Here is a 22,686-nt window from a genome sequence, read left to right as displayed (position 1 = left end):
TCAGTCTGACGTCATATATGACATCAGGCAAGCGGCAAAATGACATCATGCCGGCTGCCGGTGATATGGATTCGCGTCCTTGTTGCGGCCTGATCGCCGACGACGGTGTCGAGGGCGTGTCCCGGACCGGGTAGCCTTTCTGACCATGACGAACGGTGAATCGACGCCAACGGAGCTGCGTGCGTCCGGCACGGTAGGTGTCGCGATGGTGACCCCCTTCAGTGCCGACGGCAAGCTCGACGTCGATGCCGGGGTCGCGCTGGCGGCCCGCCTGGTCGACCGCGGCGTCGACCTGCTCGCGATCTCGGGGACCACCGGTGAATCGCCGACCACCACCGAATCGGAGAAGGCGGATCTGCTGCGTGCCGTCGTCGATGCCGTCGGCACGCGCGCGACGGTGATCGCGGGCGCGGGCACCTACGACACCGCACATTCGATCGAACTCGCGCGCAACGCGCAGCGGGCGGGTGCGCACGGTTTGCTCGTGGTGACGCCGTACTACTCCCGGCCCTCCCAGGAGGGACTGGTCGCGCATTTCACCGCCGTCGCGGATGCCACCGACCTGCCGGTCACCCTGTACGACATCCCCGGACGATCGGTGGTGCCGATCGCCAGCGACACCATCCGCAAGCTCGCCGAGCATCCGCGCATCGTCGCGGTCAAGGACGCCAAGGGCGACCTGAACATGGGCGCCGAACTCATCGCGAGCACCGGCCTGACGTTCTACTCCGGCGACGACGCGCTCAACCTGCCCTGGCTGTCGGTGGGCGCGGCCGGATTCATCAGCGTCATCGGGCATCTCGCGCCGGAGCGGCTGCGCGCGCTGCTGGAGGCGTACACCGCGGGCGAGGTCGTGCGTGCCCGCGAGATCAACACCACGCTGCTGCCGCTGCACGCCGCGATGGCCAGGTTGGGCGGCGTCGCGATGAGCAAGGGCGGATTGCGGCTGCTCGGAGTGGAGGTCGGCGAGCCGCGGCTGCCCCAGCTGATGCCGACCGGCGAGCAGCTGGAGGCGCTGGCCGCGGACCTGCGAGCGGTCGGAGTGCTGTCGTGAACGAGTCCCTACCCCGTCGCCGCCGCAGCGCGTCCCGCCCCGCGGGAGCGCCCGCACCCGCTCCGGCGCAGCAGGCCGCGCCGCCGGAGCCCGTCGCGCTGCCCGAGCCTCCACTGGCCGAAACGTCGGTTTCCGCCGCACCGGCCGAGCAGCCGGCAGCGCCTGCGCAGACGCGCCGAGCGGCCAGAGGGCAGGATTCCGGGTCCCGTCGAGCGGGCCGCGGACGGGGACAGTCCGGCGCACGGCGGGCCGAAGAGCCTCCGGCGCAAGCGGATCCGATCGCCGCGCACGACCGGCTGGGCGCCCCGCCCGCTCTGCCCGAGAACGGCCTGCGTGTGGTCGCCCTCGGCGGCATCGGCGAAATCGGCCGTAACATGACGGTTTTCGAGTACGGCGGCAAACTGCTCGTCGTCGACTGCGGCGTGCTGTTCCCGGAGGACCAGCAGCCGGGCGTCGATCTGATCCTGCCGGACTTCCGCCCCATCGAGGACCGGATCGACGACGTGGTGGCCGTCGTGCTCACCCACGGACACGAGGACCACATCGGCGCGGTGCCGTTCCTGCTGCGGCTGCGGCCCGACATCCCGGTCGTGGGCTCCAAGTTCACCCTCGCGCTGGTCGCCGCGAAATGCCGGGAACACCGCCTGCACCCGAAGCTGATCGAAGTGACCGAGGGGCAGCAGACCACGCACGGCCCGTTCGGCTGCGAGTACTTCGCCGTCAACCACTCCATTCCCGACGCGCTCGCGGTCGCCATCCGCACGCCCGCCGGCGTCGCCCTGCACACCGGTGACATCAAGCTCGACCAGCTGCCGCTGGACGGACGGCTCACCGACCTGGCCGGATTCTCCCGGCTCGGTGACGAGGGCGTCGACCTGTTCCTGGTGGACTCCACCAACGCCGAGGTGCCCGGATTCGTCACGCCGGAGCGGGAGATCGGCGGCGTGCTGGACTCGGTCATCGGCAAGGCGAACGGCCGGGTCATCGTCGCCTCCTTCGCCAGTCACGTGCACCGCATCCAGCAGGTCGTCGACGTGGCGCAGAAGTACGGGCGGCGGGTGTGCTTCGTGGGCCGCTCGATGGTCCGCAACATGCAGATCGCCCAGGATCTGGGCTACCTCACCGTGCCGGAGGGCGTGGTCGTCGACCTGGATGTCGCCGCCACCTTGCCCAGCCACCGCCTGGTGCTGATCTCCACGGGTTCGCAGGGCGAGCCGCTGTCGGCGCTGTCGCGCATGGCGCGCGGCGATCACCGCCAGATCAACATCCGTCCCGACGACCTGGTGGTGTTGGCCTCCTCGCTCATCCCCGGCAACGAGAACTCGGTGTTCGCGGTGGTCAACGGCCTGGCCCGGCTCGGGGCCACGGTGATCACCCAGCAGAACGCCAAGGTGCACGTCTCCGGGCACGCTTCGGCGGGCGAGCTGCTGTACCTGTACAACGCGGTGCGGCCGACCAATGCGATGCCGGTGCACGGCGAATGGCGCCACCTGCGCGCGAACGCGGCGCTGGCGGTGGCGACCGGAGTGCCGCAGGAGCGGGTGGTGCTGGCCGAGGACGGCGTGGTGGTCGATCTGGTCGACGGCATCGCCTCGGTCGTCGGCCGGGTGCCGGTGGGCCATGTGTACGTCGACGGACTGTCGGTGGGCGACGTCGGGGAGTCGACGCTGTCGGACCGGCTGGTGCTCGGCGAGGGCGGATTCATCTCGATCACCGTCGCCATCGACGAGACCACCGGAAAGGCGGTGAGCACTCCGGAACTGAGCGGACGCGGCTTCTCCGACGACCCCACCGCCCTGCTCGACGCGGCGGAACTGGTGGAAGCCGAACTGCTGCGGCTGGCGGGGGAGGGCGTCACCGACACCCATCGCATCGCGCAGGGCGTGCGCCGCGTGGTCGGCCGCTGGGTGGCCGAGACCTACCGTCGCCGTCCGATGATCGTGCCGACCGTCATCGGGGTCTGACCTCATCGACAGCGAAAGCGCCGGACAGCTGCGCTGTCCGGCGCTTTTCCCGTATCGGTATGCCTACTCCTGGCAGGCCGCCGACTCGATCTTCGCGCTCTTGACGATGTTGCAGGCGAAGGTGTGGTCGACCTTCCACTGGCCGCCCTCGGACACGAACTGGATGAACGCGTCGTCCACCGGGGTGCCGTCGATGGTGACCTTGGCGTCGGCCTTCAGCTTGCCGTCCTTCGGATCACCCACGTTGGTGACCTCGACGGTGACCTTCTGCTTCTTAGCGGCGTCGACGAGGTTGGCGACCAGATAGGGATCCTGCTCGGCGGCCTGGATCCAGCTGATCTTCTCGGTGTTCGGCACGTTCGGATCGAACGCCTTCTGCAGCCGCTCGTTGAGCTGCTGCACGGTGGGCTTCGGCAGTGCGGGCGAGGACGGCGTGGTCGGCGCGGAGCCGGCCTCCTTGTCGCCCTTGCCGGAGCCGCCCTCCAACTCACCGGCCGCGTGGCCGGGGGTGGCGCTGGTGCTCGTGGACGAGGAGTCGTCGTTGGAGGCGCAGGCGGTGAGCGAGCAGGCCAGTGCGGTGAGGACGACGGCCACGGTGGTCCGGAAAGTGCGGTGCTTCACGTTGTTTCCTTCGACTCGAAGTCCGGGCGTCAGCCGTGGTTGGACGTGCAGTTCCAGTGCACGATGTAGGCGTCGGAATCGTTGTGCGCCAGCGCCTGGCCCTGCGCGCTGCGCCGTGACGAGGCGTACCCCCAGCTCCAGGTGCCGGTGCCACTGGAATAGGCGACGGCGCCGCAGCCGTTGCGGAACCAGACCACCGACTCGCAATCCGCCGCGCCGCAGGCGCTCACGGCGCGTTGCTCTGCGGCAGCCGAGTTCGGGTAGTCGTAGGAGTACCCGATCAAACCGGTGGAGGTGGACAGCGCGATCGCGCCGTAGTTGTTGGTGTAGGCATTCGCGGCGGGCGCGCTGACAGCCAGCGCCGCACCGACCGCCGCGAGCGCGGCCACACCGGTAGCAAACTTCTTCACGAGGATTTGCCCCTTCTTGTCATTGGCCCACGACCCGATGGACCGAGTGACAAGGTACAGAGCCGACTCTCATAACGCTAGCCGGAGATTTCCCGGCAGGGAGAGCGGCGAACGCCGTGATCGGCCGCGCGCCGAGGGAGGCTCCCGAGTGGATCGGCGAGTGGCGCCGCGGTTGCGGTGACCGCGGCGCGTCGTGCCGCGCGGCGGCGTGGCCGGGTGGTCGGTATGTTCGGGGGTGTGACTATGGCACAGCGGGAGCGCCGAGGGATCGTCGAGGCGATGCGGGCAGCGGGGCCGGACGCGCGGACGCTCTGCGGTGCGTGGACCGTGCGAGACCTGGCCGCGCACTTGGTGGTTCGGGAACGACGACCCGACGCCGCGCCGGGCATCCTGCTGCGGCCGTTCGCGGGGTATCTGGAGCGCGTGCAGGCGAAGGCGGCGCGCAAGCCGTTCCCCGAGCTGCTGGAGCTGGTGCGTACCGGTCCGCCGTGGTGGTCGCCGCTGCGGCCGGTCGACGCGGTGGTCAACCTGTCGGAGATGTTCGTCCACCACGAGGACGTGCGCCGCGCCGAGCCCGATTGGCAGCCACGCGAACTGCCCGCCGCCGACGAGGACCGGCTGTGGTCGGTGCTGCGGAAGATGGCCGGAATGGCCTACCGCAAGGTGCCGGTCACGGTCGAGTTGGCGACGCCGGACGGCAGGCGGACGGTGGTACGGTCCGCGTCCGAGGACGTCGTCACGCTCACCGGCAAGCCGTCGGAACTGGTGTTGCACGCCTTCGGCCGGGACGAGGTGCGGCTGGAGACCTCCGGGTCCCCCGAGGCCGTCCGGACGGTCCTGGAATCAGACCGATCGGTCTGATTTTGGTGTTCTCGCGCCGTCGGGGGAACCCGGAACCGGCCAAAAGCCGCTAGAGGCGCAACGGCACCAGTGTTGCGGATGGTTTCGATGGGGCGATTGCGGCTAGCCTGGGGCCATGGCAGGTAAGTCCCGCAGCACCACGACGACTCGGGCGCGGGCGGGATCTGCGCGGGGGAGGACCACCACGGCGCGCTCTCGCGCGGCCACGCCCCGTACCGCGACGCCCCGCACAGCGACGCCCCGGACCGCCACCACGCCCCGCCGGCGCGCCACGCAGGCCCGGCGCCCGGCGCGCCGTCCGTCCGACACGGCTCCGCTCGCGGTGATCACCCGGGGCATCGGCAGCGGCTGGACCATGCTGGCCCGTGGGCTCGGCGCGACCACGCGCGCCCTCAGCCGCGCGGGGGAGATCGAACACGGGCATCGGCGCGACGGCATCGCGCTGGCACTGATCGCGCTGAGCGCCGTAATAGCGGCGGCGGTCTGGTTGTCGGCGGGCGGCCCCATCGGCCATCTGGTCGAGGACGTGATCCGCGCGATCTCCGGATCGGCCTCCGCCGCTCTACCGTTCGTCGCCTCCGGGATCGCCGTCGTCCTGATGCGCACCGAACCGCGCCCGGAGATCCGGCCGCGCCTGGTGCTCGGCGGCCTGCTGATCGGCTTGCCCGCCCTCGGGCTGTGGCATATCGCCGCGGGCGCCCCCACCGACGCGCACGGGCGTTCCCGCGCCGCCGGTTTCGTCGGCTTCGTGACCGGGGGGCCGCTGACCGACGGCCTCACCGCCTGGCTCTCGGTCCCGATCCTGTTGCTGGCCACCGTCTTCGGTGCGCTGCTCATCACCGGGACGACGGTGCGGGAGGTGCCGGCCAAGCTGCGGCGCTACCTCGGCGCCGAGACCGACGACGGATACGGCGAATTCGACGGCGAGCACCGGAACTACGACCCGGCCGACTACGACGCCGACGGATTCCCGGTGCATCGCGCCACCACCAGGCGGCGCGGTCGCACGCCCGCGGAGAACTACCCGCCCGACGAGTTCGGCGATCCCGACGCGGTCACCGAGTCGCTGGGCGAGCCCCCGCTGCGCGACGCCAAGCAGATCGCGGCCGAGGAACCCGCGCCGAAACCGAAGCCGAAGAAGCAGCGCCCCGCCGCGGTCGTGGAGGATCAAACGCCACCGCCGCCGAAACAGCTGGAGTTCGTCACCGATCGCGAGGTCGAGGGCGACTACACGCTGCCGCCGCTGTCGTTGCTGACCGATGGCGATCCGCCCAAGAAACGCAGCGCCGCCAACGAATCGATGATCGAGGCGATCACCGAGGTGCTGGTGCAGTTCAAGATCGACGCGGCGGTGACGGGGTTCGTCCGCGGCCCGACGGTGACGCGCTACGAGGTCGAGCTCGGCCCCGGCGTGAAGGTGGAGAAGATCACCGCGCTGGCGCGCAACATCGCCTACGCCGTCGCCACGGAGAACGTCCGGCTGCTCGCGCCGATCCCGGGCAAGTCCGCCGTCGGCATCGAGGTGCCGAACGCCGACCGTGAGCTGGTCCGGCTGGCCGACGTGCTCAAGGCGCCGTCCACGCGCAACGACCACCATCCGCTGGTGATCGGTCTCGGCAAGAACATCGAGGGCGAGTTCGTCTCGGCGAACCTGGCCAAGATGCCGCACCTGCTGGTCGCGGGTTCCACCGGTTCGGGTAAATCGAGCTTCGTGAACTCGATGCTGGTGTCGCTGCTGCAGCGGGCGACGCCGGACGAGGTGCGGATGATCCTGATCGACCCGAAGATGGTGGAACTTACGCCGTACGAGGGCATTCCGCACCTGATCACGCCGATCATCACCCAGCCGAAGAAGGCCGCGGCCGCGCTGGCCTGGCTGGTCGAGGAGATGGAACAGCGCTACCAGGACATGCAGGCCAACAAGGTGCGCCACATCGACGACTTCAACAAGAAGGTGAAGTCGGGGGCGATCACCGCGCCGCTGGGCAGCGAACGGGTGTACCGGCCCTATCCGTACATCCTGGCCATCGTCGACGAGCTGGCCGACCTCATGATGACCGCTCCGCGCGACGTGGAGGACGCCATCGTCCGCATCACCCAGAAGGCCCGCGCGGCCGGCATCCATCTCGTACTGGCCACGCAGCGGCCCTCGGTGGACGTGGTGACCGGCCTGATCAAGACCAACGTGCCCTCCCGGCTCGCCTTCGCCACGTCCTCGCTGACCGACTCGCGCGTCATCCTCGACCAGCCCGGCGCGGAGAAGCTGATCGGCATGGGCGACGGCCTTTTCCTGCCGATGGGAGCGGGTAAGCCGACCCGGCTGCAGGGCGCGTTCATCAGCGACGAGGAGATCCACGCCGTCGTCGACTTCACCAAGAACCAGGCGGAGCCGGAATACCAAGAGGGCGTCACCGCCGCGAAGGCGGGCGAGAAGAAGGACGTCGACCCCGATATCGGCGACGACCTCGACGTCTTCCTTCAGGCGGTGGAACTCGTCGTCACCTCGCAGTTCGGGTCCACCTCCATGCTCCAGCGCAAGCTGCGCGTCGGTTTCGCCAAGGCGGGACGGTTGATGGACCTCATGGAGACCCGCGGCGTGGTCGGCCCGAGCGAGGGTTCCAAGGCACGCGACGTGCTGGTGAAACCCGATGAGCTGGAAGGCTTGCTGTGGTCGATCCGTGGCGGCGGGGACGGCGAGCCCGCCGAGTCGCCGGAATGATCCGATCGGTTCCCTCGGCGAGATTCGAACTCGCATCTCCCGGAATCTAGGTCCGGCGCCTCTACCGATTGGGCTACGAGGGATCGGTCGCACGAAAAAGGGGTCACTCCAGGCTGGTCGCCGCGGAGTGACCCCCTGCTCGGTACGGGTCTGCGAAAGACACGTTCAGGGGCGGCTCCGCGCGCTCGTGCGCCAAGAGACGGACGAGACCGATAGCACGACGCGGACATGCGACAAACCGCTCGGCAACCCGTGTCGCCCAGTCGTCGCGGTCATCGTCTCGCCTTCCTGTGGTCTGATCTTCGCGGCTCAGAAAGTAGCACCGGATGCCGGTGCCGGGAAGCGCTTTCGCGTCGCCGACGACCCTACCCCGTTCAGTTCCCGGTCGGCCGAGGTGTATCCGCTAGGCGGCAGCCTTTCCGGCTACCGGTCGCGGGAGTGGTGATCGCGGACAACTCGCGACGACTGTGGCGCGGCCGGCCTGGTGAACGCGTGTGGAATTATGGGTGGCAATCATCCCGCAATCGCGCAGTAACGGACAATTCGGGCATTATGGACATCATGTTCTTCGATCGGCACACCGTATGCACGTAACCGCACTCGAATGGGCGATCACCGTCGTGGTGATCCTCGGCCTGTTCGTCTTCGACTTCTTCGCCCATGTCCGCACCCCGCACGAGCCGACCTTCCGGGAATCGGGGTTCTGGTCCGCGGTCTACATCGGGCTGGCGCTGCTGTTCGGCGGCGTGGTCGCCTGGCGGTGGGGCTCGACCTACGCCGGGGAGTACTACGCGGGTTTCGTCACCGAGAAGGCGCTCTCGGTGGACAACCTGTTCGTCTTCCTGATCATCATGGCCACCTTCGCGGTGCCGCGGATCTACCAGCAGAAGGTGCTGCTGATCGGCATCGTGCTCGCACTGGTCATGCGCGGCGCGTTCATCGCCGTCGGCGCGGCCGCCATCAGCGCGTTCAGCTGGGTGTTCTATCTGTTCGGGCTGTTCCTGGTCTACACCGCGGTCAAGCTGTTGCGGGAGAGCGGCCACGAGGTCGAGGTCGAGGAGAAACGAGACAGCAGAATCGTCGCGCTGGCCAAGCGGGTGCTGCCCACGACCGACGAATACGACGGCGACAAGCTGGTCACCAGGGTCGACGGCCGCCGGGCGGTCACGCCGCTGTTGCTGGCGCTGCTGGCCATCGGCTTCGCCGACCTGCTCTTCGCGCTGGACTCCATCCCGGCCATCTACGGCCTGACCGAGCAGCCGTATCTGGTCTTCACCGCGAACGCGTTCGCGCTCATGGGCCTGCGACAGCTGTACTTCCTGATCGGCGGGCTGCTCGACCGGCTGGTGTACCTGTCCTACGGGCTGGCGGCGATCCTCGCGTTCATCGGCGTGAAGCTGGTGCTGCACGCCCTGCACGAGAACACGCTGCCGTTCGTCAACGGCGGCGAGCACGTCGCGGCGCCGGAGATCTCCACACCCGTCTCGCTGGGGGTGATCCTGGTCATCCTGGTGATCGCGACGGTCGCCAGCCTGCTGCGCACGCGGGTCCGAACCGACCGGTAGCCCTCAGGAGGCGAAGGCTCCGAAGACCGGGGCCCACTCCACCGCGCGGACGTCATCGATGAGGTTCTCCCGCGCGAACGGATCCTGGGCGAGCAGGTCCTTCAGTTGCCCCGCGTCCTGCGCTCGGAACAGCAGCAGCGCTCCGGACCCGTCCGGGTACGGACCGCTGCTGAGCAGCGTCCCCGCCTCGAGCAGACCGGCCAGCCAGGCCCGGTGCTCGGGGCGATGGACGTCCCGGCCCGCGGTGGTGGCCTCGGAGTAGACGTAATGGACGGCGAAGATCGGCACGGGTATCGCTTCCTGTGGGGGATGGACTCAGAGCGTCAGCAGCATTCGAGTATTGCCGAGAGTGTTCGGCTTCACATAGCTGAGATCGAGGAATTCGGCCACACCGGTGTCGTAAGACCGGCACATCTCGGCGTACACCTCGGCGGTGACCGGCGTGCCGTCGATCTCGACGAACCCGTGCCTGCCGAAGAACTCCACCTCGAAGGTCAGCACGAACAGCCGCTCCAACTCCAGCTCGCGTGCCACTTCGATCAGCCGCCGCACGATGAGTTTGCCCACACCGCTGCCTTTGACATCGGGGTGCACCGCGACCGTGCGCACTTCCCCGAGATCGGCCCACAGCACGTGCAGCGCGCCGCAGCCGACCACGCGGCCGTCGAGTTCGGCGACCCAGAACTCCTGCACCGCCTCGTAGAGAGTGACCAGGTTCTTCTCCAGCAGGATCCGGCCCGCGTAGACGTCGACGAGGCGCTTGATCTCGGGCACATCGGAGGTTCGCGCGCGTCGGACGACCGGGAGGGAGCTGTGCGCGGCCGAAGCCGCGCCCGGATACGCGTCGCTTGTCGAACCACCTAGTGGTCCCCGAGAGGTCATGGGGTGCACAGTAGTCGGCCCGGCTACCGATAGTCTGAACGTGTGCCGCAGATCCACTCGTTCAGCTCACCGCACCGCGCCGCCCGGCGCGGCGGTCCGGCGAGGCGGCCGTGAGCGAGCCGATCGCCGGTGAGGCGACGGCATGAGCGTGCAACCCGACGAGACGGACCGCCCCTGGAGCGCGCCCGCCCCGCTGCGCCCCGGCTTCGCCCCCGCGCAGGCCGAGAGCGGTCCGCCGCTGCTGAACATCGCGAACGTGCTCACCATGCTGCGCATCGCGATCGTGCCGCTGTTCGTCGTGGCGCTGTTCGCCGGAGACGGTCACCAGACCGGGTGGCGGATCGCCGCCGCGGCCCTGTTCGGCCTGGCCGCGATCACGGATCGGTTCGACGGGCAACTTGCTCGCAAATATGGTTTGGTGACCGACTTCGGCAAACTGGCCGACCCCATCGCGGACAAGGCGCTGATCGGGTCGGCGGTGATCGGCCTGTCCGTGCTCGGCGATCTGGCCTGGTGGATCACTTTGGTGATCTGCGGCCGGGAGATCGGCGTCACGCTGCTGCGCCTGGTCGTCGTGCGGCGCGGGGTGATCCCGGCCGGGCGCGGCGGCAAGCTCAAGACGCTGGTCCAATCGCTGGCCATCGCGATGCTGCTGCTGCCGCTGTCGGGCTGGGCCGCCGGGATCGGCATGCCGCTGATGTACCTGGCGGTCGCGCTGACCGTGGCCACCGGGCTGGACTACGTCGGTCAGGCGGCCCGGGTGTGGTTCGCGGGCGGCTCGGGGCGGAACCGCGGCGTATGAGCGATCCGCTGCTCGCCGACGTGCCCGCCATCGAACTCGTTCGCGCTCTGGTGACGGTGCGGCAAACGGTGGCCACCGCGGAATCGCTGACCGCGGGCCTGCTCGCCGCGACCATCGCCGGGGTGCCGGGCGCCAGCGCCGTGCTGCGCGGCGGACTGGTGGTGTACGCCACCGACCTCAAGCAGAGCCTCGCGGGCGTCGACGCCGAGGTCCTCGCGGCCGAGGGCCCGGTCGCGGCGAGCACCGCCGAACAGCTGGCCGTCGGCGCCCGCACGCGCTGCGGCGCGGACTGGGGTGTGGGGCTGACCGGCGTGGCCGGCCCCGATTCGCAGGACGGGCACCCGGTGGGCACGGTTTTCCTCGGACTGGCCGGTCCGGGGCATACCGAGGTGGTGCGGTTGAAACTCCCCGGCGACCGGTGGACGATCAGAATCGGTGCGACGCGCACGGCGGTGGCGGAACTGCTGCGGTGTGTGCGGGAGGCGGGCACGGACCCGGCCGACCGCGACGGGCGGAGCGGCTGAGATGTCCCGGCGGGAACCATCCGGCCCGGCTCCGACGTTGTGCCAGAAAGAACGGCATGCGTGGGGTCGAAAATCGCGTCGGCCCGGCGACCGGGAGCGAAGGAGAACGAGATGACGCTGCTGCGAGAGGCGATCGGGGACAGTTTGCGGCGTGCGCGTCTCGCCCAGAACCGGACCTTGCGCGAGGTGTCGACGTCGGCGCGGGTGAGCCTCGGCTATCTCTCCGAAGTCGAGCGGGGCCGCAAGGAGGCCTCCAGCGAATTGCTGGCCGCCATCTGCGAAGCGCTGGACGTGCCGCTGTCGCGGGTGCTGTGGGATGTGAGCACGATCATGGCGGGCGTCGACGGAGCGACCGCCGGTGCGGACGAGGCCGCGACGGCCGCTGCCGAGCCGGAGCGCACCGCGGCCGAGCCCGCCGCGCAGGCCGAGCCGGAGGCCGCGCCCGCGTCGGCCGCCATGTCGGTGGCCGAGCCCGCCGCGCGGCCGCTGCCGCTGGCGGAGGACACCCGGATCGTCATCCCCGCTCCGCGATCGGACATGTTGGTCCTGGTGAAGGGTGCGTGACGGGCGGCGAGAGGCGGCAGCGGCGGCAACGCTGCGGACCGGCGCGGAAAGCGGATAGATTCTCCGTTAGGCGTCGGTTGGGCCGGGTTCGCCCGGCCCGGGTGCCACATGGTGGAGGATAGGCACATATCGAGTGCGTGACGGTCGCGCACTGGAGTCGCGCCCGAGCGCGGCATGTCAGATGGAGGCGGGATCAATCGATGGCTAATCCGTTCGTCAAGGCCTGGAAATACCTGATGGCCCTCTTCGATTCCAAGATCGAGGAGCACGCGGATCCGAAGGTCCAGATTCAGCAGGCTATCGAGGAAGCCCAGCGGCAGCACCAGGCCCTTTCGCAGCAGGCCGCGTCGGTCATCGGCAACCAGCGTCAGCTGGAGATGAAGCTGAACCGGCAGCTGGACGAGGTCGAGAAGCTCAACGCCAACGCGCGCCAGGCCGTCCTGCTGGCCGATCAGGCCACCGCGGCGGGTGACACCGAGAAGGCGATCCAGTACACCAACGCCGCCGAGGCGTTCGCCGCGCAACTGGTCACCGCCGAGCAGTCGGTCGAGGACCTGAAGGTCCTGCACGACCAGTCGCTGCAGGCGGCCGCCCAGGCGAAGAAGGCCGTGGAGCAGAACGCGATGCTGCTGCAGCAGAAGGTCGCCGAGCGCACCAAGCTGCTCAGCCAGCTGGAGCAGGCGAAGATGCAGGAGCAGGTCTCCGCCTCGCTGCAGCAGATGGACTCCACGCTGTCGGCCCCGGGCAGCACGCCGAGCCTGGACGCGGTGCGCGAGAAGATCGAGCGCCGCTACGCCAACGCGCTCGGCGCCGCGGAGCTGGCGCAGAACTCGGTGCAGGGCCGCATGCTAGAGGTGCAGCAGGCCAGCATCCAGATGGCCGGGCACAGCAAGCTGGAGCAGATCCGCGCGTCCATGCGCGGTGACCAGCTGCCCGCCGGTGGCGCCCAGCCCGCCATCAACCCGGCACAGGCGGCGCAGCCGCAGATGAACAAGGGACAGGCCGCGCAGCAGTAGCCGCGACCGGGTGTTCGGCGAACACGTGTCGGTGGGGGCTGGTTCACTGGGGGACAAGGCGTGGGGACCCGACCGGCCGGCCGTCGGCCGAGTCGGGTCTCGGTCTGTCCGATGGGTGCGACCGGTGGGAGAGAAGGTATGAGCGGCAGTGCATTTCGCGAGCGGCGCCTCGAGACGCGGCGCCTGCGCGGGACGGCGATGATCCGGGCACAGGCCGCGCTCGCGCCACAGCCGGGCAGCCTGCCGGACAGTCTGCGCGAAGCCGGTGAGCACGCGCTCGTCGCGGTGCGCCGCTGGGCCGATCCACGGGAGCGGGAGTTGCGCCGCCGCCGCAGGGCCCGCCGCCGCAGCTTCCAGCTGGGCACGGTGTCCGGCCTCACCACAGTGGGAACCGTTGGCCTGGTTGCCCTTTCGGCGCCGGTGTGGGCCGTGGTCATGGTCGGCGGCGGCGCGGTGGCGCTGGTGACCGGTGCGGCGCTGAGCACTCGCCGCTATCTGCGGCTGCGCGGAGCGCCGCTGCCGCAGGCGGCCTTCATTCCGCGCAAGCTCCCCCCGTTGTGGTCGAAGGCCAGGCCGACGATCGCGCGTCTGGTGCGCGCGGAGAAGGCGTTGCACGGTATGGGCGCCCAGATCGCCCGTTCGCATCGGCTGCCTCCGGACGAACTGGCCGACATGCTCGAAACGGCTGCTTCGGGGGCCGCGGCGCTGCACGCGCTGGCCGCCGACATCACGGCGATGGAACAGGGGCTCGGCGCCATCGGAAGCGCGGATTCCCCCGCGGCGGTGGCGCTCACCGAGAACCTGCGGCTGATCCTGGCCAGGCTCGATGCGGGCGTCGCGGAGTACGAGCAGGTGGTTGCCGCGGCGGGCCGGATTCTCGCGGTCCCGGAGCACACCGTGGTGCGGCACAACTTCGACACCATCGTGGCGGACCTGCGCCACGCCTCCGACCGGCTGGACGGCTGGGCGCAGGCCCTCATCGAGGTGGCCGACAAATCGGTGCCCGCGTCGCAACGGCCACCGATCTGATCGGGTCCGGTCAGCTCGGCCGGTCCCGGCGGCGCAATTCCTCGGCCCTGGCGCGAAACGCCGCGCCGACGAGTTCGCGGCTCTCGGCCATGAGATCGAGCACCTCCCACGACGCCTTGCGTGCGGCCGATCCGACGATGCCCGCGATCGCGGAGCCGTGCCGCCGGGCCGCGGCCGCGAGTTCTTGTGCCAGCTCGTTCGTCTGTTCCATCGAGGTCCCGCCGTCAGACGAGATTCAGTGCATGACTGTGTGCTGATTGGGGTGTCTGCGTCATTCGATCATCCCTTCCCTGTTGTCGCGCAGCGCCGTTTGGCGTTCGAGATCAGAGTACATCCGTGCACTGAACTTGCCTTGGTCGCGACCGCGTTGCTGGATCGGGTGGACACCTGAGCACATGTGTCCCGCCGCGGGCCAAGGCGCGGCGCACAGGCGGCCGGTAGGCTGCAGCGATGCGGTTTCTCTCGGCTCGCGAACGCGACGGTGGGGTGATCGGAATGACGAGCAGCCTGGATCGCTGGCTGGTCGGTCGCAGCGCGCGCGTGCGCGCGACGCCGGCGGACCGGGTGCTGAAGGCTCTGAGTACCGCCGCCGACAAGAGTCGATTGTGGATCGGGCTGGGAGCGGTGCTGTTCGTCGCCGGGGATCGCTCGACCCGCCGCGGTGCGGTGCGCGGGCTGCTCGCTCTGAGCATCGCCAGCGGCGTGGCCAACGGGGTGGCCAAGCCGCTGTTCCCGCGCCGCCGTCCGCCGGACGAATCCGTTCCATTCGTGCGCAGGCTGGTGGCTCCGCCGGTCTCCTCGTCGTTTCCCTCGGGGCACGCGGCCTCCGCCGCGGCCTTCGCGACGGGCATGGCGCTGGAATCGCCCCGTGCGGCCGTCGCGGTCGCCCCGGTGGCCGCCGCGGTGGGATATTCGCGGGTGCACATCGGTGTGCACTGGCCCTCCGATGTGGTCGCGGGCGCGCTGTTCGGCGGCGCGATCGCGCTGGCCACCCGGCGGTGGTGGGCGGTGCGCGACGAGGGTCCCGCTGTCCTCGGTCCGGTCGCGCACATCGAACCGCTGCCGCAAGGCGCAGGATTGCTGCTGATCGGCAATCCGCACGCCGGATCGGGCGACGGCGACGATACGCTCGCCGCCCTTCGCACGCGGTTGCCCGCCGCCGACGTGCTCGAACTCGGCGGCGGCGATGATGTCGGGGAGCGGGTCGACGAACTGCTGCGGCGCGACGGCATCCGTGCTCTCGGCGTCGTCGGCGGGGACGGCACGGTGTCGGCCGTCGCCGAGTACGCGGTGCGGCACCGGTTGCCGCTGGCGGTCTTCGCCGGTGGCACGCTGAACCACTTCGCCAGGGACGCCGGAGTGGCGGAGGTCGATGTGACCGTCGCCGGGCTGGAAGCGGGCGAAGCGGTGGCCGTCGACGTGGCGCAGGTTCGCTTCGACGGCGCCGAGCCACGGACCTTCGTCAACACCGCCAGTCTCGGTGGCTATCCCGATTTCGTTCGCGTCCGCGAGCGCTGGGAACGCCGGATCGGCAAATGGCCCGCGGCGGGAATCGCCATGGTGCGCGTGCTCTTCCGGGCCCAGCCCCTGCACGTCATCGTCGATGGCACGCGCACCGCGCTGTGGATGCTGTTCGTCGGCAACGGCGCCTACCACCCGGCCGACCAGATCCCGATGTCGCGTCCGGAGTTGCACGGCGGCACGCTCGATGTCCGCTACCTGCGTGCCGACGTCCCGTTCTCGCGGTTGCGGCTGGTCTTCGCGACGTTCACCGGCACGCTGGAGTATTCGCCCACCTATCGGCACCGCAGGGTCTCCCGCGTGGAGGTGCGGGTCACCGGCGAGCCGGTGTCGCTGGCCACCGACGGCGAGGTGGACCATCGTGGCACGGACTTCCGGTTCACCAGCGGCCCGTCGGCGCTGACGCTGATCAAGAGCGGCCGCGCGCAGGCCCGTCCAGAGCGCGCCGGATCCTGATAGCTAGCAGATAGCTGTTTTATCCTCCTGCTGCGGCGTGTCGTCGAATTGCCAGGCGAGTCCGGTTTGATCGGCCGAAGTACGGGTAGTTGCCACCCTGTAGCTGATCACCTCCGGCCTCGTCTGGGGCCGGGCACATGCACTACTGGCAGGAGCACGTCATGCTCGATGTTTCCCATCGTCGATCGCTGCTCGACCAGGACACGCAGCGGCTGGACGTCAGCCGGTATCTGACGTATGACAGCGCCGAGGACCCGGTGCGGCTGTCGCGCAGAGCGCAGCGCGTGGCCGCGGCCCCCGACGCCACCGATCGACCCATCAGCGATTGAACTCTTTTCCCAGCACGGGCGGTGGCCAGCCGCGGTCTGTCGGGCTGCGCATCGCACGGACGAACTGCGGAGGAACCCATGACTGAAATGCTGGAAACGCTCATCGGCAGCTCGGTGTACGGCCCCGAAGGCGAGAAGATCGGCAAGGTCAAACGGGTCTACGTCGACAACAATTCCGGATCACCCACCTGGATCGCGGTATCCACCGGCCTGTTCAGCGCCGACGCGTTGGTCCCGCTGGCCGGCGCCGAACACCGCCCCGAGTCGGCGGTGTTGCAGGTGCGAGTCGGCAAGGACGCGGTCAAGGCCTCGCCGCAGCTCGACCACAACGGCCAGATCAGCCCGCAGGCCGAGCAGGAACTGTTCGACCACTACCAGATCGATCCGGATCAGTCCGCCTGGGACGTCTACGGCAGGCAGCCGGTGCCGCAGCCGCCGCGCGCCCGCCCCGCGATGACCCGTCCGCCGCAGCGGCGGACCGGTGATCCGGAAGACGTCGTGACGGCGCGCAGGCGCAACCACGCGGGTCCGGACGAGGAGACCTTGCCGATGCCGCCGACCGGCGACCGGTCGCGCGTGGGCCGGGAACCGACGGTCGATCCCTACGCGATCGACACGGCCGATCTGGGTATGCGGGAACCGGATGGCATGCCGCAGGACGATCCGCTGGCCGGAGAGCTGCCGGACGCCGAGCGTCAAGGCTGAGCGGCACGTTGCCGATGCTGGTGCGCGCGTCCGCCGACGCGCGCACCAGCGTCTGTGTTCCGGACGGGGAACGACCGGTCGGCGCCGAAACCCCGATCGCCGCGTGCCCAGCCGGGCCGCGGAGTAAGGGTGAACCCTGATTTCAACCCCGAAATGCCTTCTCACCTGGTGATTCCCGCTGATCCGAGTGTCATGCTCGAAGCGGAAACCGACTCATGGAGGCATCGAAATGTTGTGGAAGATCATCGGCATCGTCGCGGTCGTCTGGATCGCGCTGGCCGTCATCGGCGCGCTGATCAAAGGCCTGTTCCCGATCCTGGTCATCAGCGCCATCGTGTTCGGGCTGTACCTGCTGTACAAGGCGGTGTCGGGGTCGGACAACTCGACGGTGAGCAAGCTGTAGCGGCGGACGCCGCGACGCGGGAGTGATCGGCCCGCCCGAGGGTGTGGCAGGCTAGGCGGATGCGAGTAGCCGTCGTCGCAGGGCCCGATCCCGGTCACGCATTCCCCGCTATCGCGTTGTGCTCCCAATTCCTGGCGGCCGGTGACGAGCCGGTCCTGTTCACCGGTCCGCGGTGGTTCGACGCGGCACTCGCCGCCGGAATCGGGGTGCGCAGACTCAAAGGCCTTGCGCCGCGACCGGTGGACGACGACGCCGACGCCGGGCAGCGCATCCACGAGCGGGCCGCGCACATCTCCACCGAGATCCTGCCCGAACTCGGCGCCATGCTGCCCGAACTGGTGATCTCCGACGTGCTGACCGCGGGCGGCGGCATGGCCGCCGAGCGGCTCGGCGTTCCGTGGGTGGAACTGTCCCCGCACCCGCTGTACCTGCCGTCGAAGGGGTTGCCGCCCATCGGGAGCGGGCTCGCGCCAGGTGTGGGCCTGCGCGGACGGGTGCGCGACGGCGTGCTGCGCGGCCTGACCGCGCGTGCTCTGCGCAACGGGCGTCGCCAGCGCGGGCGGGCGCGCGAGAGCGTCGGTCTCCCGGCCGACGATCCCGGCCCCGCCGCTCGCCTGATCGCCACCCTGCCCGCGCTCGAGGTACCGCGCCCGGACTGGCCGGAGAACGCCCACGTGATCGGCCCGCTGCTGTGGGAGCCGACCGACGCGATCCTCGATCTCCCGCCCGGGGACGCACCGCTGGTCATGGTCGCCCCATCGACCGCGCACACCGGTGTGGCGGGCATGGTCGAGACCGTCCTGGAGGCGCTGGAGGGAACCGGTGTCCGCGTGGCCATTTCGATGCTGGACACGCCGCCCGCCGATCTGCCGCCGTGGGCCACGGCGGGGCTGGGGCGGCAGGACGAACTGCTGACCCACGCGTCCGTCGTCGTCGGCGGCGGCGGTCACGGACTGCTGGCCAAGACGTTGTCCGCCGGGGTGCCGATCGTCACCGTTCCCGGCGGCGGCGACCAGTGGGAGTTGGCCAATCGCGTGGCGCGGCAAGGCAGTTCGATTGTCGTCCGGCCGCTGTCGCCCGAGGCCGTTCGCGCCGCGGTCGGTGCGATCCTCGCCGATCCCCGCTACACCCGAGCGGCGCAGGAGGCCGCCGCCACCCCCGATTTCCCGGATCCGGTCGCCCTGTGCCACCAGGTCCGCCAAGCCGTTCACTCGTGACCGGAGCGGGTGCCGGTGTGCCCCTGACCAGCGAACGCGTGCGACCGGAGTAAGTTCGGGACGGTGCGGTTGACCGAGTTTCAGGAACTGTTGCACACCGAGTTCGGTGTGGCCCGCGGCGACGCCCTGCTGGCCGACCACGTGATTCCCGCGCTGGGCGGGCGCACGGGCGCCGAAGCCATCGAGGCCGGGACCGATCCCCGCGACGTCTGGCGCGCCCTGTGCGCCGAGTTCGACGTGCCGAGGACGCGCTGGTGAGCGCCCCCGGGCAGGTGGAGCGCGACGAGCCGCTGTACCGATTCGACGAGCGGCAGCGAATGATCCCGCACGACCCGGAGCGTTTGGCCGTCCGGGTGGCGCAGGCGCGTCCCGACGACTTCGCGGGCTACCGGCAGACCGGCATCGAGCTGATGCTGCTCGGCCGCTACGACGAGGCGCTCGATCACCTCGATCGCGCGCTCGAACTGGTGGACACCGAACGGCGCCGGATCACCGTGTGGATCAACTTGGGCGACGTCTACCGCTACCGTGGCGACGCGGGCACCGCGGAGCGCTTGTACCGCCGCGCCGTGGAACACGCGCGGGTGGCCGCGCCGGAGGTGCTCTCGTTCGCCGTGCAGCACCTGGGCAAGGCGCTCGCCGAGCGCGGCCACCTGCCCGAGGCGCGCGAACTGCTGGCCGAGGCGATGCGGCTGCGCATCGCCGAGGGCGATCCGGAGGAGATCGAATCCACCCGCGCGGCGCTGGACACGCTCGACGAGCTGCCGATCCCGTTGCCACCCACCGTCGCGGCGCTGCTCGGCGCGGCGCCGAGCTGGTCGGACCGGCACGAGGGCATGAGCGGTGAGGTCGTGCGCGTCGACGGCGTCTACTGGCTCGAGCGCGGGCCCAAGGCGGTCGCCGAGTATCAGCGGCTCACCTGGCTGCGCGACCACGGGATACCCGTGCCGGAGGTCGCGGCGTTCGAGGACGACGTGCTGGTGCTCGCGGACGCGGGCGCACCGAGCTGGTCTGCGGACACGGGCGCGGCGTCGGTCGGCACGGTGCTCGGCAGACTGCTGCGGCGGTTGCACGACATTCCGGTCGCCGAGTGCCCGTTCGACGAGAGCCTGGACGTCGTGCTGGCGCGGGCGCGCCGCAACGTGGTCGAGGGACTCGTGGACGCGGACGATTTCGACGACGACAACACCGCAGCCACCCCGGCGGAGATCCTCGCGCGGCTGCTGGCGCAGCGGCCGGATCGAGAGGACCTGGTGGTGGCGCACGGCGATTTCACTCCGCCGAACGTGCTGACGAACGGGGTCCTGCTCGATGTCTCCGGCCTCGGTGTGGCCGACCGCTACCGCGATCTGGCGCTTGCCGCGCGCGATCTGCGCGCCGATCACGGTGAAGCGGAGGTGGCGGCCTTCTTCGCGGCCTACGGGCTGGCCGAGCCGGACGAGAGTCGCTTGACGTATTACCGGCTGCTGGACGAATTGTTCTGAAGGCTCAGGCTTTTCGCGCGTAGTGCCGCGCCGCTTTGGTGCGGTTGCCGCAGGTGGCCATGGAGTGCCAGCGGCGGGTGCCGTTCTTCGAGGTGTCGTAGAAGAACAGCACGCATTCCGGATGCGCGCATTGCCGGATCCGGTCCGGTGCGGTGCGCAACAGCTCCAGCAGGTTGTCGGCGGCCAGCCAGCCGGGCAGCCAGGCCGGCTCCGGGACGTCCACCAGGTCGGCGGGACCGGTCGCGGTGAGCGTGCGACGTACCCGGCCGTGGTCGAGCACGTCGTTGAGCCCGGCCGGGGAGGCGTGCACGACCGCGTCGTAGATGGCGGCGCGAGCGGCCACCACCGCGTGCAAAGTGGCCTCGTCGGCGGTCGCGCGATCGGTCAGTTTCGCCGAGGCCAGCCAGGTGCGCAGGCCGGTGACATCGGTGAGCAGGTCCTGTGGTCCGTGCTCGATCCATCTGGTGTTCAGCAGATCGAGCGCCAGGGGTTCACCGAGGTGGGGGCGTGGATCGGGCATGCCCGAGGGTACCGAGCGCGCGTTGTCGGCCACGGCCACCACCTCCTTTCTAACCGGTAAAACTATTTTAATGGTTGACACTGGCGTCCGGATTTGGGTAGGTTATAACCAGTGAAACCACATAAGGTGGTTTAATCTTCCTAGGAGGAACCCATGACCTCGGTCGCCGCGCCTCAGCTCAGCACCGGTCACATCGGCCTGAACGTCTCCGATCTGGATCGCTCCGTGGACTTCTATCGCCGGGCGTTCGGTTTCGACCAGATCGCCGCGAGCGCCGACGAGCGGCGCCGCTGGGCCTTCCTCGGCCGCGACGGCAAGCTGGTCGTCACGCTGTGGGAGCAGAGCGACGGCGCGTTCTCCACCGAAACGCCGGGGCTGCATCATCTTTCGTTCCAGGTCGGCAGCATCGACGAGGTGCGCGCGGTGGAACGGGTGCTGCGGGAGCTCTCGGTCGCCTTCGCCCACGACGGCGTGGTGGCGCACGGCGAGGGCGTCGCGTCGGGCGGGATCTTCTTCACCGATCCCGACGGCATCCGGCTCGAAGTGTACGCGCCCAGCGGCGCCGAATCCGCCCCCGCGCCCAGCGGCGCCGCACCGACCTGCGGTTTCTTCTGACCCGGCCGGGTAGCGAAGGGAGCATCGTGATGGGGGCGTTCCATCGCGGGGAGATCGCCGTGCAACGCCGGATGGGGCAGGGCGACATCGCCGACCGGGTCGGCCGCATGATCCGTTCCGATATTCCCGCGGTCGCCGCCGGTTTCCTGGCCGACCAGCGGATGGTGGTGCTCGCCGCCGCCGACGCGGCGGGCCGGATGTGGGCTAGCGAGCTGGTCGGGCAGCCGGGATTCGTCCGGGCGGTGGACGAGCGGACCATTTCGATCGGCACCCGTCCGGCCGCCGCCGATCCGCTGCACGAAGCGCTGACCCGGCGCTCCCGCGTCGGCATGATCGCCCTGCAACCGCAGCGGCGCAGGCGGATGCGAGTCAACGGAAGATCGGCGCCGGACGGCGCGGGCTTGCGCATTGTCACCGATCAGGTGTACTCGAACTGCCCCAAGTACATCTCCCGGCGGGACGTCGAGAGCTACACACCCGGTGCCGCCGCGCCCAAGGTGCGTCACGGCGCCGCACTGGATGCCGATCAGCGGGCCGCGATCGCCTCGGCCGACACGTTCTTCGTCGCGACCGCGGACGAGGAGGGCAACGCCGACGCCTCGCACCGCGGTGGGAATCCCGGCTTCCTGCAGGTGCTCTCGCCCACCCGGCTGCGCTGGCCGGACTATCGGGGCAATTCGATGTTCATGACGCTCGGCAACATCGCGGTCGATCCCCGCTGCGGAATCCTGATCCCGGATTGGTCCACGGGCGCCATGTTGCAGCTCACCGGCACCGCCGAATTGATCTGGGCGCCCGAAACATTCACCGCGGGCGCGCAGTGCTCGATCGATTTCGCCATCGAAGAGGTGGTCGAGCGATCAGGGGGAGCGTTGCGATGGGGTCCTGCCGAGCTTTCTCCCGTGAATCCGTGAAACTTCGAGAAAGGTAGCTGTCATGCGACCTCCCCTGCCCCCGTTCGACGCGGAATCCGCCAAGGCCAAAGTGCGGGCTGCCGAAAACGCGTGGAACACCCGCGATCCGGAGCTGGTCGCCGCCGCCTACACCGAGGATTCGGTGTGGCGCAATCGCGACGAGTTCTTCACCGGCCGCGACGCCATCGTCGAATTCCTCACCAGGAAGTGGTCGATCGAGAACGGCTACGCGTTGCGCAAGGATCTGTGGGCCTTCGACGGCAACCGCATCGCGGTGCGGTTCCAGTACGAATGGCACGACGAATCCGGACAGTGGTTCCGCAGTTACGGCAACGAGCAGTGGGAGTTCGCGCCGGACGGGTTGATGTCCCGGCGCGAGGCCAGCATCAACGATGTCCGGATCGAGGAATCCGAGCGGCGCATCTTCGGGCCGAGGGATCCGGGTGACGAGTCCGTGCTGCCGCAGCGTTAGAACTGCCGGCTCGGTGCGAAACGGCGACGCCCGGCCGGG

The 22,686-nt window shown here is 69.7% G+C and carries 26 protein-coding genes and 1 tRNA gene; 20 read left to right on the top strand and 7 right to left on the bottom strand.

What is annotated here, in order from left to right:
- Window positions 1-145: 145 nt before the first annotated feature.
- Both dapA and ACH49X_RS04265 read left to right on the top strand, forming a co-directional pair.
- Window positions 146-1,054: a 4-hydroxy-tetrahydrodipicolinate synthase gene (gene dapA / locus ACH49X_RS04270; protein WP_195078827.1), complete on the top strand. Its 909-nt coding sequence runs from the start codon at window positions 146-148 to the stop codon at window positions 1,052-1,054.
- On the top strand, window positions 1,051-3,018 hold the full coding sequence (locus tag ACH49X_RS04265) for a ribonuclease J (protein WP_323124731.1): 1,968 nt from the start codon (window positions 1,051-1,053) through the stop codon (window positions 3,016-3,018). The genes dapA and ACH49X_RS04265 overlap by 4 nt, the downstream gene beginning before the upstream one ends.
- A 63-nt stretch (window positions 3,019-3,081) precedes the next feature.
- Here the strand turns inward: ACH49X_RS04265 and ACH49X_RS04260 are convergent, their stop codons facing one another.
- Window positions 3,082-3,639, bottom strand: a complete 558-nt coding sequence (locus tag ACH49X_RS04260) for a hypothetical protein (RefSeq protein ID WP_195078828.1) — start codon at window positions 3,637-3,639, stop codon at window positions 3,082-3,084.
- Between the two features lie 29 nt (window positions 3,640-3,668).
- Window positions 3,669-4,049: a DUF4189 domain-containing protein gene (locus tag ACH49X_RS04255; protein WP_323124732.1), complete on the bottom strand. Its 381-nt coding sequence runs from the start codon at window positions 4,047-4,049 to the stop codon at window positions 3,669-3,671.
- A gap of 237 nt (window positions 4,050-4,286) precedes the next feature.
- Here ACH49X_RS04255 and ACH49X_RS04250 point away from each other — a divergent pair, with 237 nt between their 5' ends.
- Together ACH49X_RS04250 and ACH49X_RS04245 are read left to right on the top strand one after the other, a co-directional pair.
- A complete protein-coding gene (locus ACH49X_RS04250) occupies window positions 4,287-4,910 on the top strand; it encodes a TIGR03085 family metal-binding protein (RefSeq protein WP_195078829.1) in 624 nt (207 codons plus the stop codon).
- Window positions 4,911-5,025: 115 nt separating this feature from the next.
- On the top strand, window positions 5,026-7,629 hold the full coding sequence (locus tag ACH49X_RS04245; RefSeq protein WP_195078830.1) for a DNA translocase FtsK: 2,604 nt from the start codon (window positions 5,026-5,028) through the stop codon (window positions 7,627-7,629).
- A gap of 9 nt (window positions 7,630-7,638) precedes the next feature.
- Here ACH49X_RS04245 and ACH49X_RS04240 read toward each other — a convergent pair.
- A tRNA-Leu gene (locus tag ACH49X_RS04240) sits at window positions 7,639-7,712 on the bottom strand.
- Between the two features lie 501 nt (window positions 7,713-8,213).
- Between ACH49X_RS04240 and ACH49X_RS04235 the strand changes: the two genes are divergently transcribed.
- Window positions 8,214-9,194 carry a TerC family protein gene (locus ACH49X_RS04235; protein ID WP_195078831.1) on the top strand — a complete coding sequence of 327 codons (981 nt, stop codon included), beginning with the start codon at window positions 8,214-8,216 and terminating at the stop codon, window positions 9,192-9,194.
- 3 nt (window positions 9,195-9,197) lie between these two features.
- On the opposite strand, the gene ACH49X_RS04230 is transcribed toward ACH49X_RS04235, so the two are convergent.
- Complete coding sequence (locus ACH49X_RS04230; protein WP_195078832.1) at window positions 9,198-9,482, bottom strand: YciI family protein; 285 nt, start codon at window positions 9,480-9,482, stop codon at window positions 9,198-9,200.
- Window positions 9,483-9,509: 27 nt separating this feature from the next.
- Window positions 9,510-10,076 carry an amino-acid N-acetyltransferase gene (locus ACH49X_RS04225; protein WP_195078833.1) on the bottom strand — a complete coding sequence of 189 codons (567 nt, stop codon included), beginning with the start codon at window positions 10,074-10,076 and terminating at the stop codon, window positions 9,510-9,512.
- A gap of 142 nt (window positions 10,077-10,218) precedes the next feature.
- Here ACH49X_RS04225 and pgsA point away from each other — a divergent pair, with 142 nt between their 5' ends.
- From pgsA to ACH49X_RS04200, 5 genes are all read left to right on the top strand, one after another.
- On the top strand, window positions 10,219-10,878 hold the full coding sequence (gene pgsA, locus ACH49X_RS04220) for a CDP-diacylglycerol--glycerol-3-phosphate 3-phosphatidyltransferase (RefSeq protein WP_195078834.1): 660 nt from the start codon (window positions 10,219-10,221) through the stop codon (window positions 10,876-10,878).
- Window positions 10,875-11,402, top strand: coding sequence for a CinA family protein (locus ACH49X_RS04215; RefSeq protein ID WP_195078835.1), 528 nt, complete (start codon window positions 10,875-10,877; stop codon window positions 11,400-11,402). The genes pgsA and ACH49X_RS04215 overlap by 4 nt, the downstream gene beginning before the upstream one ends.
- 111 nt (window positions 11,403-11,513) lie before the next feature.
- Window positions 11,514-11,966: a helix-turn-helix domain-containing protein gene (locus ACH49X_RS04210; protein WP_195078836.1), complete on the top strand. Its 453-nt coding sequence runs from the start codon at window positions 11,514-11,516 to the stop codon at window positions 11,964-11,966.
- Between the two features lie 200 nt (window positions 11,967-12,166).
- Window positions 12,167-12,982 (top strand): phage shock protein PspA, encoded by an 816-nt coding sequence (pspA, locus tag ACH49X_RS04205; protein ID WP_195078837.1) that lies wholly within the window; start codon window positions 12,167-12,169, stop codon window positions 12,980-12,982.
- Between the two features lie 138 nt (window positions 12,983-13,120).
- Window positions 13,121-14,011, top strand: a complete 891-nt coding sequence (locus ACH49X_RS04200; RefSeq protein WP_357206805.1) for a hypothetical protein — start codon at window positions 13,121-13,123, stop codon at window positions 14,009-14,011.
- A 10-nt stretch (window positions 14,012-14,021) separates the two neighbouring features.
- On the opposite strand, the gene ACH49X_RS04195 is transcribed toward ACH49X_RS04200, so the two are convergent.
- Complete coding sequence (locus tag ACH49X_RS04195) at window positions 14,022-14,222, bottom strand: hypothetical protein (RefSeq protein WP_067809022.1); 201 nt, start codon at window positions 14,220-14,222, stop codon at window positions 14,022-14,024.
- Between the two features lie 239 nt (window positions 14,223-14,461).
- Here ACH49X_RS04195 and ACH49X_RS04190 point away from each other — a divergent pair, with 239 nt between their 5' ends.
- The 7 genes from ACH49X_RS04190 (at window position 14,462) to ACH49X_RS04160 (ending at window position 20,126) form a co-directional block, all read left to right on the top strand.
- On the top strand, window positions 14,462-15,988 hold the full coding sequence (locus tag ACH49X_RS04190; RefSeq protein WP_357206803.1) for a phosphatase PAP2 family protein: 1,527 nt from the start codon (window positions 14,462-14,464) through the stop codon (window positions 15,986-15,988).
- Window positions 15,989-16,149: 161 nt separating this feature from the next.
- A complete protein-coding gene (locus ACH49X_RS04185) occupies window positions 16,150-16,317 on the top strand; it encodes a hypothetical protein (protein WP_357108113.1) in 168 nt (55 codons plus the stop codon).
- A 78-nt stretch (window positions 16,318-16,395) separates the two neighbouring features.
- Entirely contained in the window at window positions 16,396-17,022 is a 627-nt protein-coding gene (locus ACH49X_RS04180) for a PRC-barrel domain-containing protein (RefSeq protein ID WP_357108110.1), read from the top strand.
- A 229-nt stretch (window positions 17,023-17,251) separates the two neighbouring features.
- Complete coding sequence (locus ACH49X_RS04175; protein WP_039799283.1) at window positions 17,252-17,425, top strand: hypothetical protein; 174 nt, start codon at window positions 17,252-17,254, stop codon at window positions 17,423-17,425.
- 59 nt (window positions 17,426-17,484) lie between these two features.
- Window positions 17,485-18,642: a nucleotide disphospho-sugar-binding domain-containing protein gene (locus ACH49X_RS04170; protein ID WP_357206801.1), complete on the top strand. Its 1,158-nt coding sequence runs from the start codon at window positions 17,485-17,487 to the stop codon at window positions 18,640-18,642.
- A gap of 63 nt (window positions 18,643-18,705) precedes the next feature.
- Complete coding sequence (locus ACH49X_RS04165; protein ID WP_195078842.1) at window positions 18,706-18,900, top strand: DUF3046 domain-containing protein; 195 nt, start codon at window positions 18,706-18,708, stop codon at window positions 18,898-18,900.
- Window positions 18,897-20,126, top strand: a complete 1,230-nt coding sequence (locus ACH49X_RS04160; RefSeq protein ID WP_357206799.1) for a phosphotransferase — start codon at window positions 18,897-18,899, stop codon at window positions 20,124-20,126. The genes ACH49X_RS04165 and ACH49X_RS04160 overlap by 4 nt, the downstream gene beginning before the upstream one ends.
- A 4-nt stretch (window positions 20,127-20,130) precedes the next feature.
- Here ACH49X_RS04160 and ACH49X_RS04155 read toward each other — a convergent pair whose 3' ends face one another.
- Window positions 20,131-20,646, bottom strand: coding sequence for a CGNR zinc finger domain-containing protein (locus tag ACH49X_RS04155; RefSeq protein WP_357206833.1), 516 nt, complete (start codon window positions 20,644-20,646; stop codon window positions 20,131-20,133).
- 153 nt (window positions 20,647-20,799) lie between these two features.
- On the opposite strand from ACH49X_RS04155, the gene ACH49X_RS04150 reads away from it, so the two are divergent.
- The 3 genes from ACH49X_RS04150 to ACH49X_RS04140 are packed head-to-tail and all read left to right on the top strand — an operon-like array spanning window position 20,800 to window position 22,647.
- A complete protein-coding gene (locus tag ACH49X_RS04150; protein ID WP_195078843.1) occupies window positions 20,800-21,261 on the top strand; it encodes a VOC family protein in 462 nt (153 codons plus the stop codon).
- Window positions 21,262-21,290: 29 nt separating this feature from the next.
- Window positions 21,291-22,175 carry a pyridoxamine 5'-phosphate oxidase family protein gene (locus ACH49X_RS04145; protein WP_195078844.1) on the top strand — a complete coding sequence of 295 codons (885 nt, stop codon included), beginning with the start codon at window positions 21,291-21,293 and terminating at the stop codon, window positions 22,173-22,175.
- 22 nt (window positions 22,176-22,197) lie between these two features.
- Window positions 22,198-22,647: a nuclear transport factor 2 family protein gene (locus ACH49X_RS04140; RefSeq protein WP_195078845.1), complete on the top strand. Its 450-nt coding sequence runs from the start codon at window positions 22,198-22,200 to the stop codon at window positions 22,645-22,647.
- Window positions 22,648-22,686 lie beyond the last annotated feature (39 nt).

This window comes from Nocardia sp. NPDC019323, from assembly GCF_044389845.1.
Taxonomy (GTDB): Bacteria; Actinomycetota; Actinomycetes; order Mycobacteriales; family Mycobacteriaceae; genus Nocardia; species Nocardia implantans.
This window is presented reverse-complemented; position numbering and strand designations above follow the sequence as displayed.

Bases quoted from the DNA above. Each gene is read 5' to 3' on its own strand.
- dapA (WP_195078827.1), top strand. From the start codon at position 146: ATGACGAACGGTGAATCGACGCCAACGGAGCTGCGTGCGTCCGGCACG.
- ACH49X_RS04245 (WP_195078830.1), top strand. From the start codon at position 5,026: ATGGCAGGTAAGTCCCGCAGCACCACGACGACTCGGGCGCGGGCGGGA.
- ACH49X_RS04235 (WP_195078831.1), top strand. From the start codon at position 8,214: ATGCACGTAACCGCACTCGAATGGGCGATCACCGTCGTGGTGATCCTC.
- ACH49X_RS04225 (WP_195078833.1), bottom strand. From the start codon at position 10,076: ATGACCTCTCGGGGACCACTAGGTGGTTCGACAAGCGACGCGTATCCG.
- pgsA (WP_195078834.1), top strand. From the start codon at position 10,219: ATGAGCGTGCAACCCGACGAGACGGACCGCCCCTGGAGCGCGCCCGCC.
- ACH49X_RS04215 (WP_195078835.1), top strand. From the start codon at position 10,875: ATGAGCGATCCGCTGCTCGCCGACGTGCCCGCCATCGAACTCGTTCGC.
- ACH49X_RS04210 (WP_195078836.1), top strand. From the start codon at position 11,514: ATGACGCTGCTGCGAGAGGCGATCGGGGACAGTTTGCGGCGTGCGCGT.
- pspA (WP_195078837.1), top strand. From the start codon at position 12,167: ATGGCTAATCCGTTCGTCAAGGCCTGGAAATACCTGATGGCCCTCTTC.
- ACH49X_RS04200 (WP_357206805.1), top strand. From the start codon at position 13,121: ATGAGCGGCAGTGCATTTCGCGAGCGGCGCCTCGAGACGCGGCGCCTG.
- ACH49X_RS04195 (WP_067809022.1), bottom strand. From the start codon at position 14,222: ATGGAACAGACGAACGAGCTGGCACAAGAACTCGCGGCCGCGGCCCGG.
- ACH49X_RS04190 (WP_357206803.1), top strand. From the start codon at position 14,462: ATGCGGTTTCTCTCGGCTCGCGAACGCGACGGTGGGGTGATCGGAATG.
- ACH49X_RS04185 (WP_357108113.1), top strand. From the start codon at position 16,150: ATGCTCGATGTTTCCCATCGTCGATCGCTGCTCGACCAGGACACGCAG.
- ACH49X_RS04180 (WP_357108110.1), top strand. From the start codon at position 16,396: ATGACTGAAATGCTGGAAACGCTCATCGGCAGCTCGGTGTACGGCCCC.
- ACH49X_RS04175 (WP_039799283.1), top strand. From the start codon at position 17,252: ATGTTGTGGAAGATCATCGGCATCGTCGCGGTCGTCTGGATCGCGCTG.
- ACH49X_RS04170 (WP_357206801.1), top strand. From the start codon at position 17,485: ATGCGAGTAGCCGTCGTCGCAGGGCCCGATCCCGGTCACGCATTCCCC.
- ACH49X_RS04155 (WP_357206833.1), bottom strand. From the start codon at position 20,646: ATGCCCGATCCACGCCCCCACCTCGGTGAACCCCTGGCGCTCGATCTG.
- ACH49X_RS04150 (WP_195078843.1), top strand. From the start codon at position 20,800: ATGACCTCGGTCGCCGCGCCTCAGCTCAGCACCGGTCACATCGGCCTG.
- ACH49X_RS04145 (WP_195078844.1), top strand. From the start codon at position 21,291: ATGGGGGCGTTCCATCGCGGGGAGATCGCCGTGCAACGCCGGATGGGG.
- ACH49X_RS04140 (WP_195078845.1), top strand. From the start codon at position 22,198: ATGCGACCTCCCCTGCCCCCGTTCGACGCGGAATCCGCCAAGGCCAAA.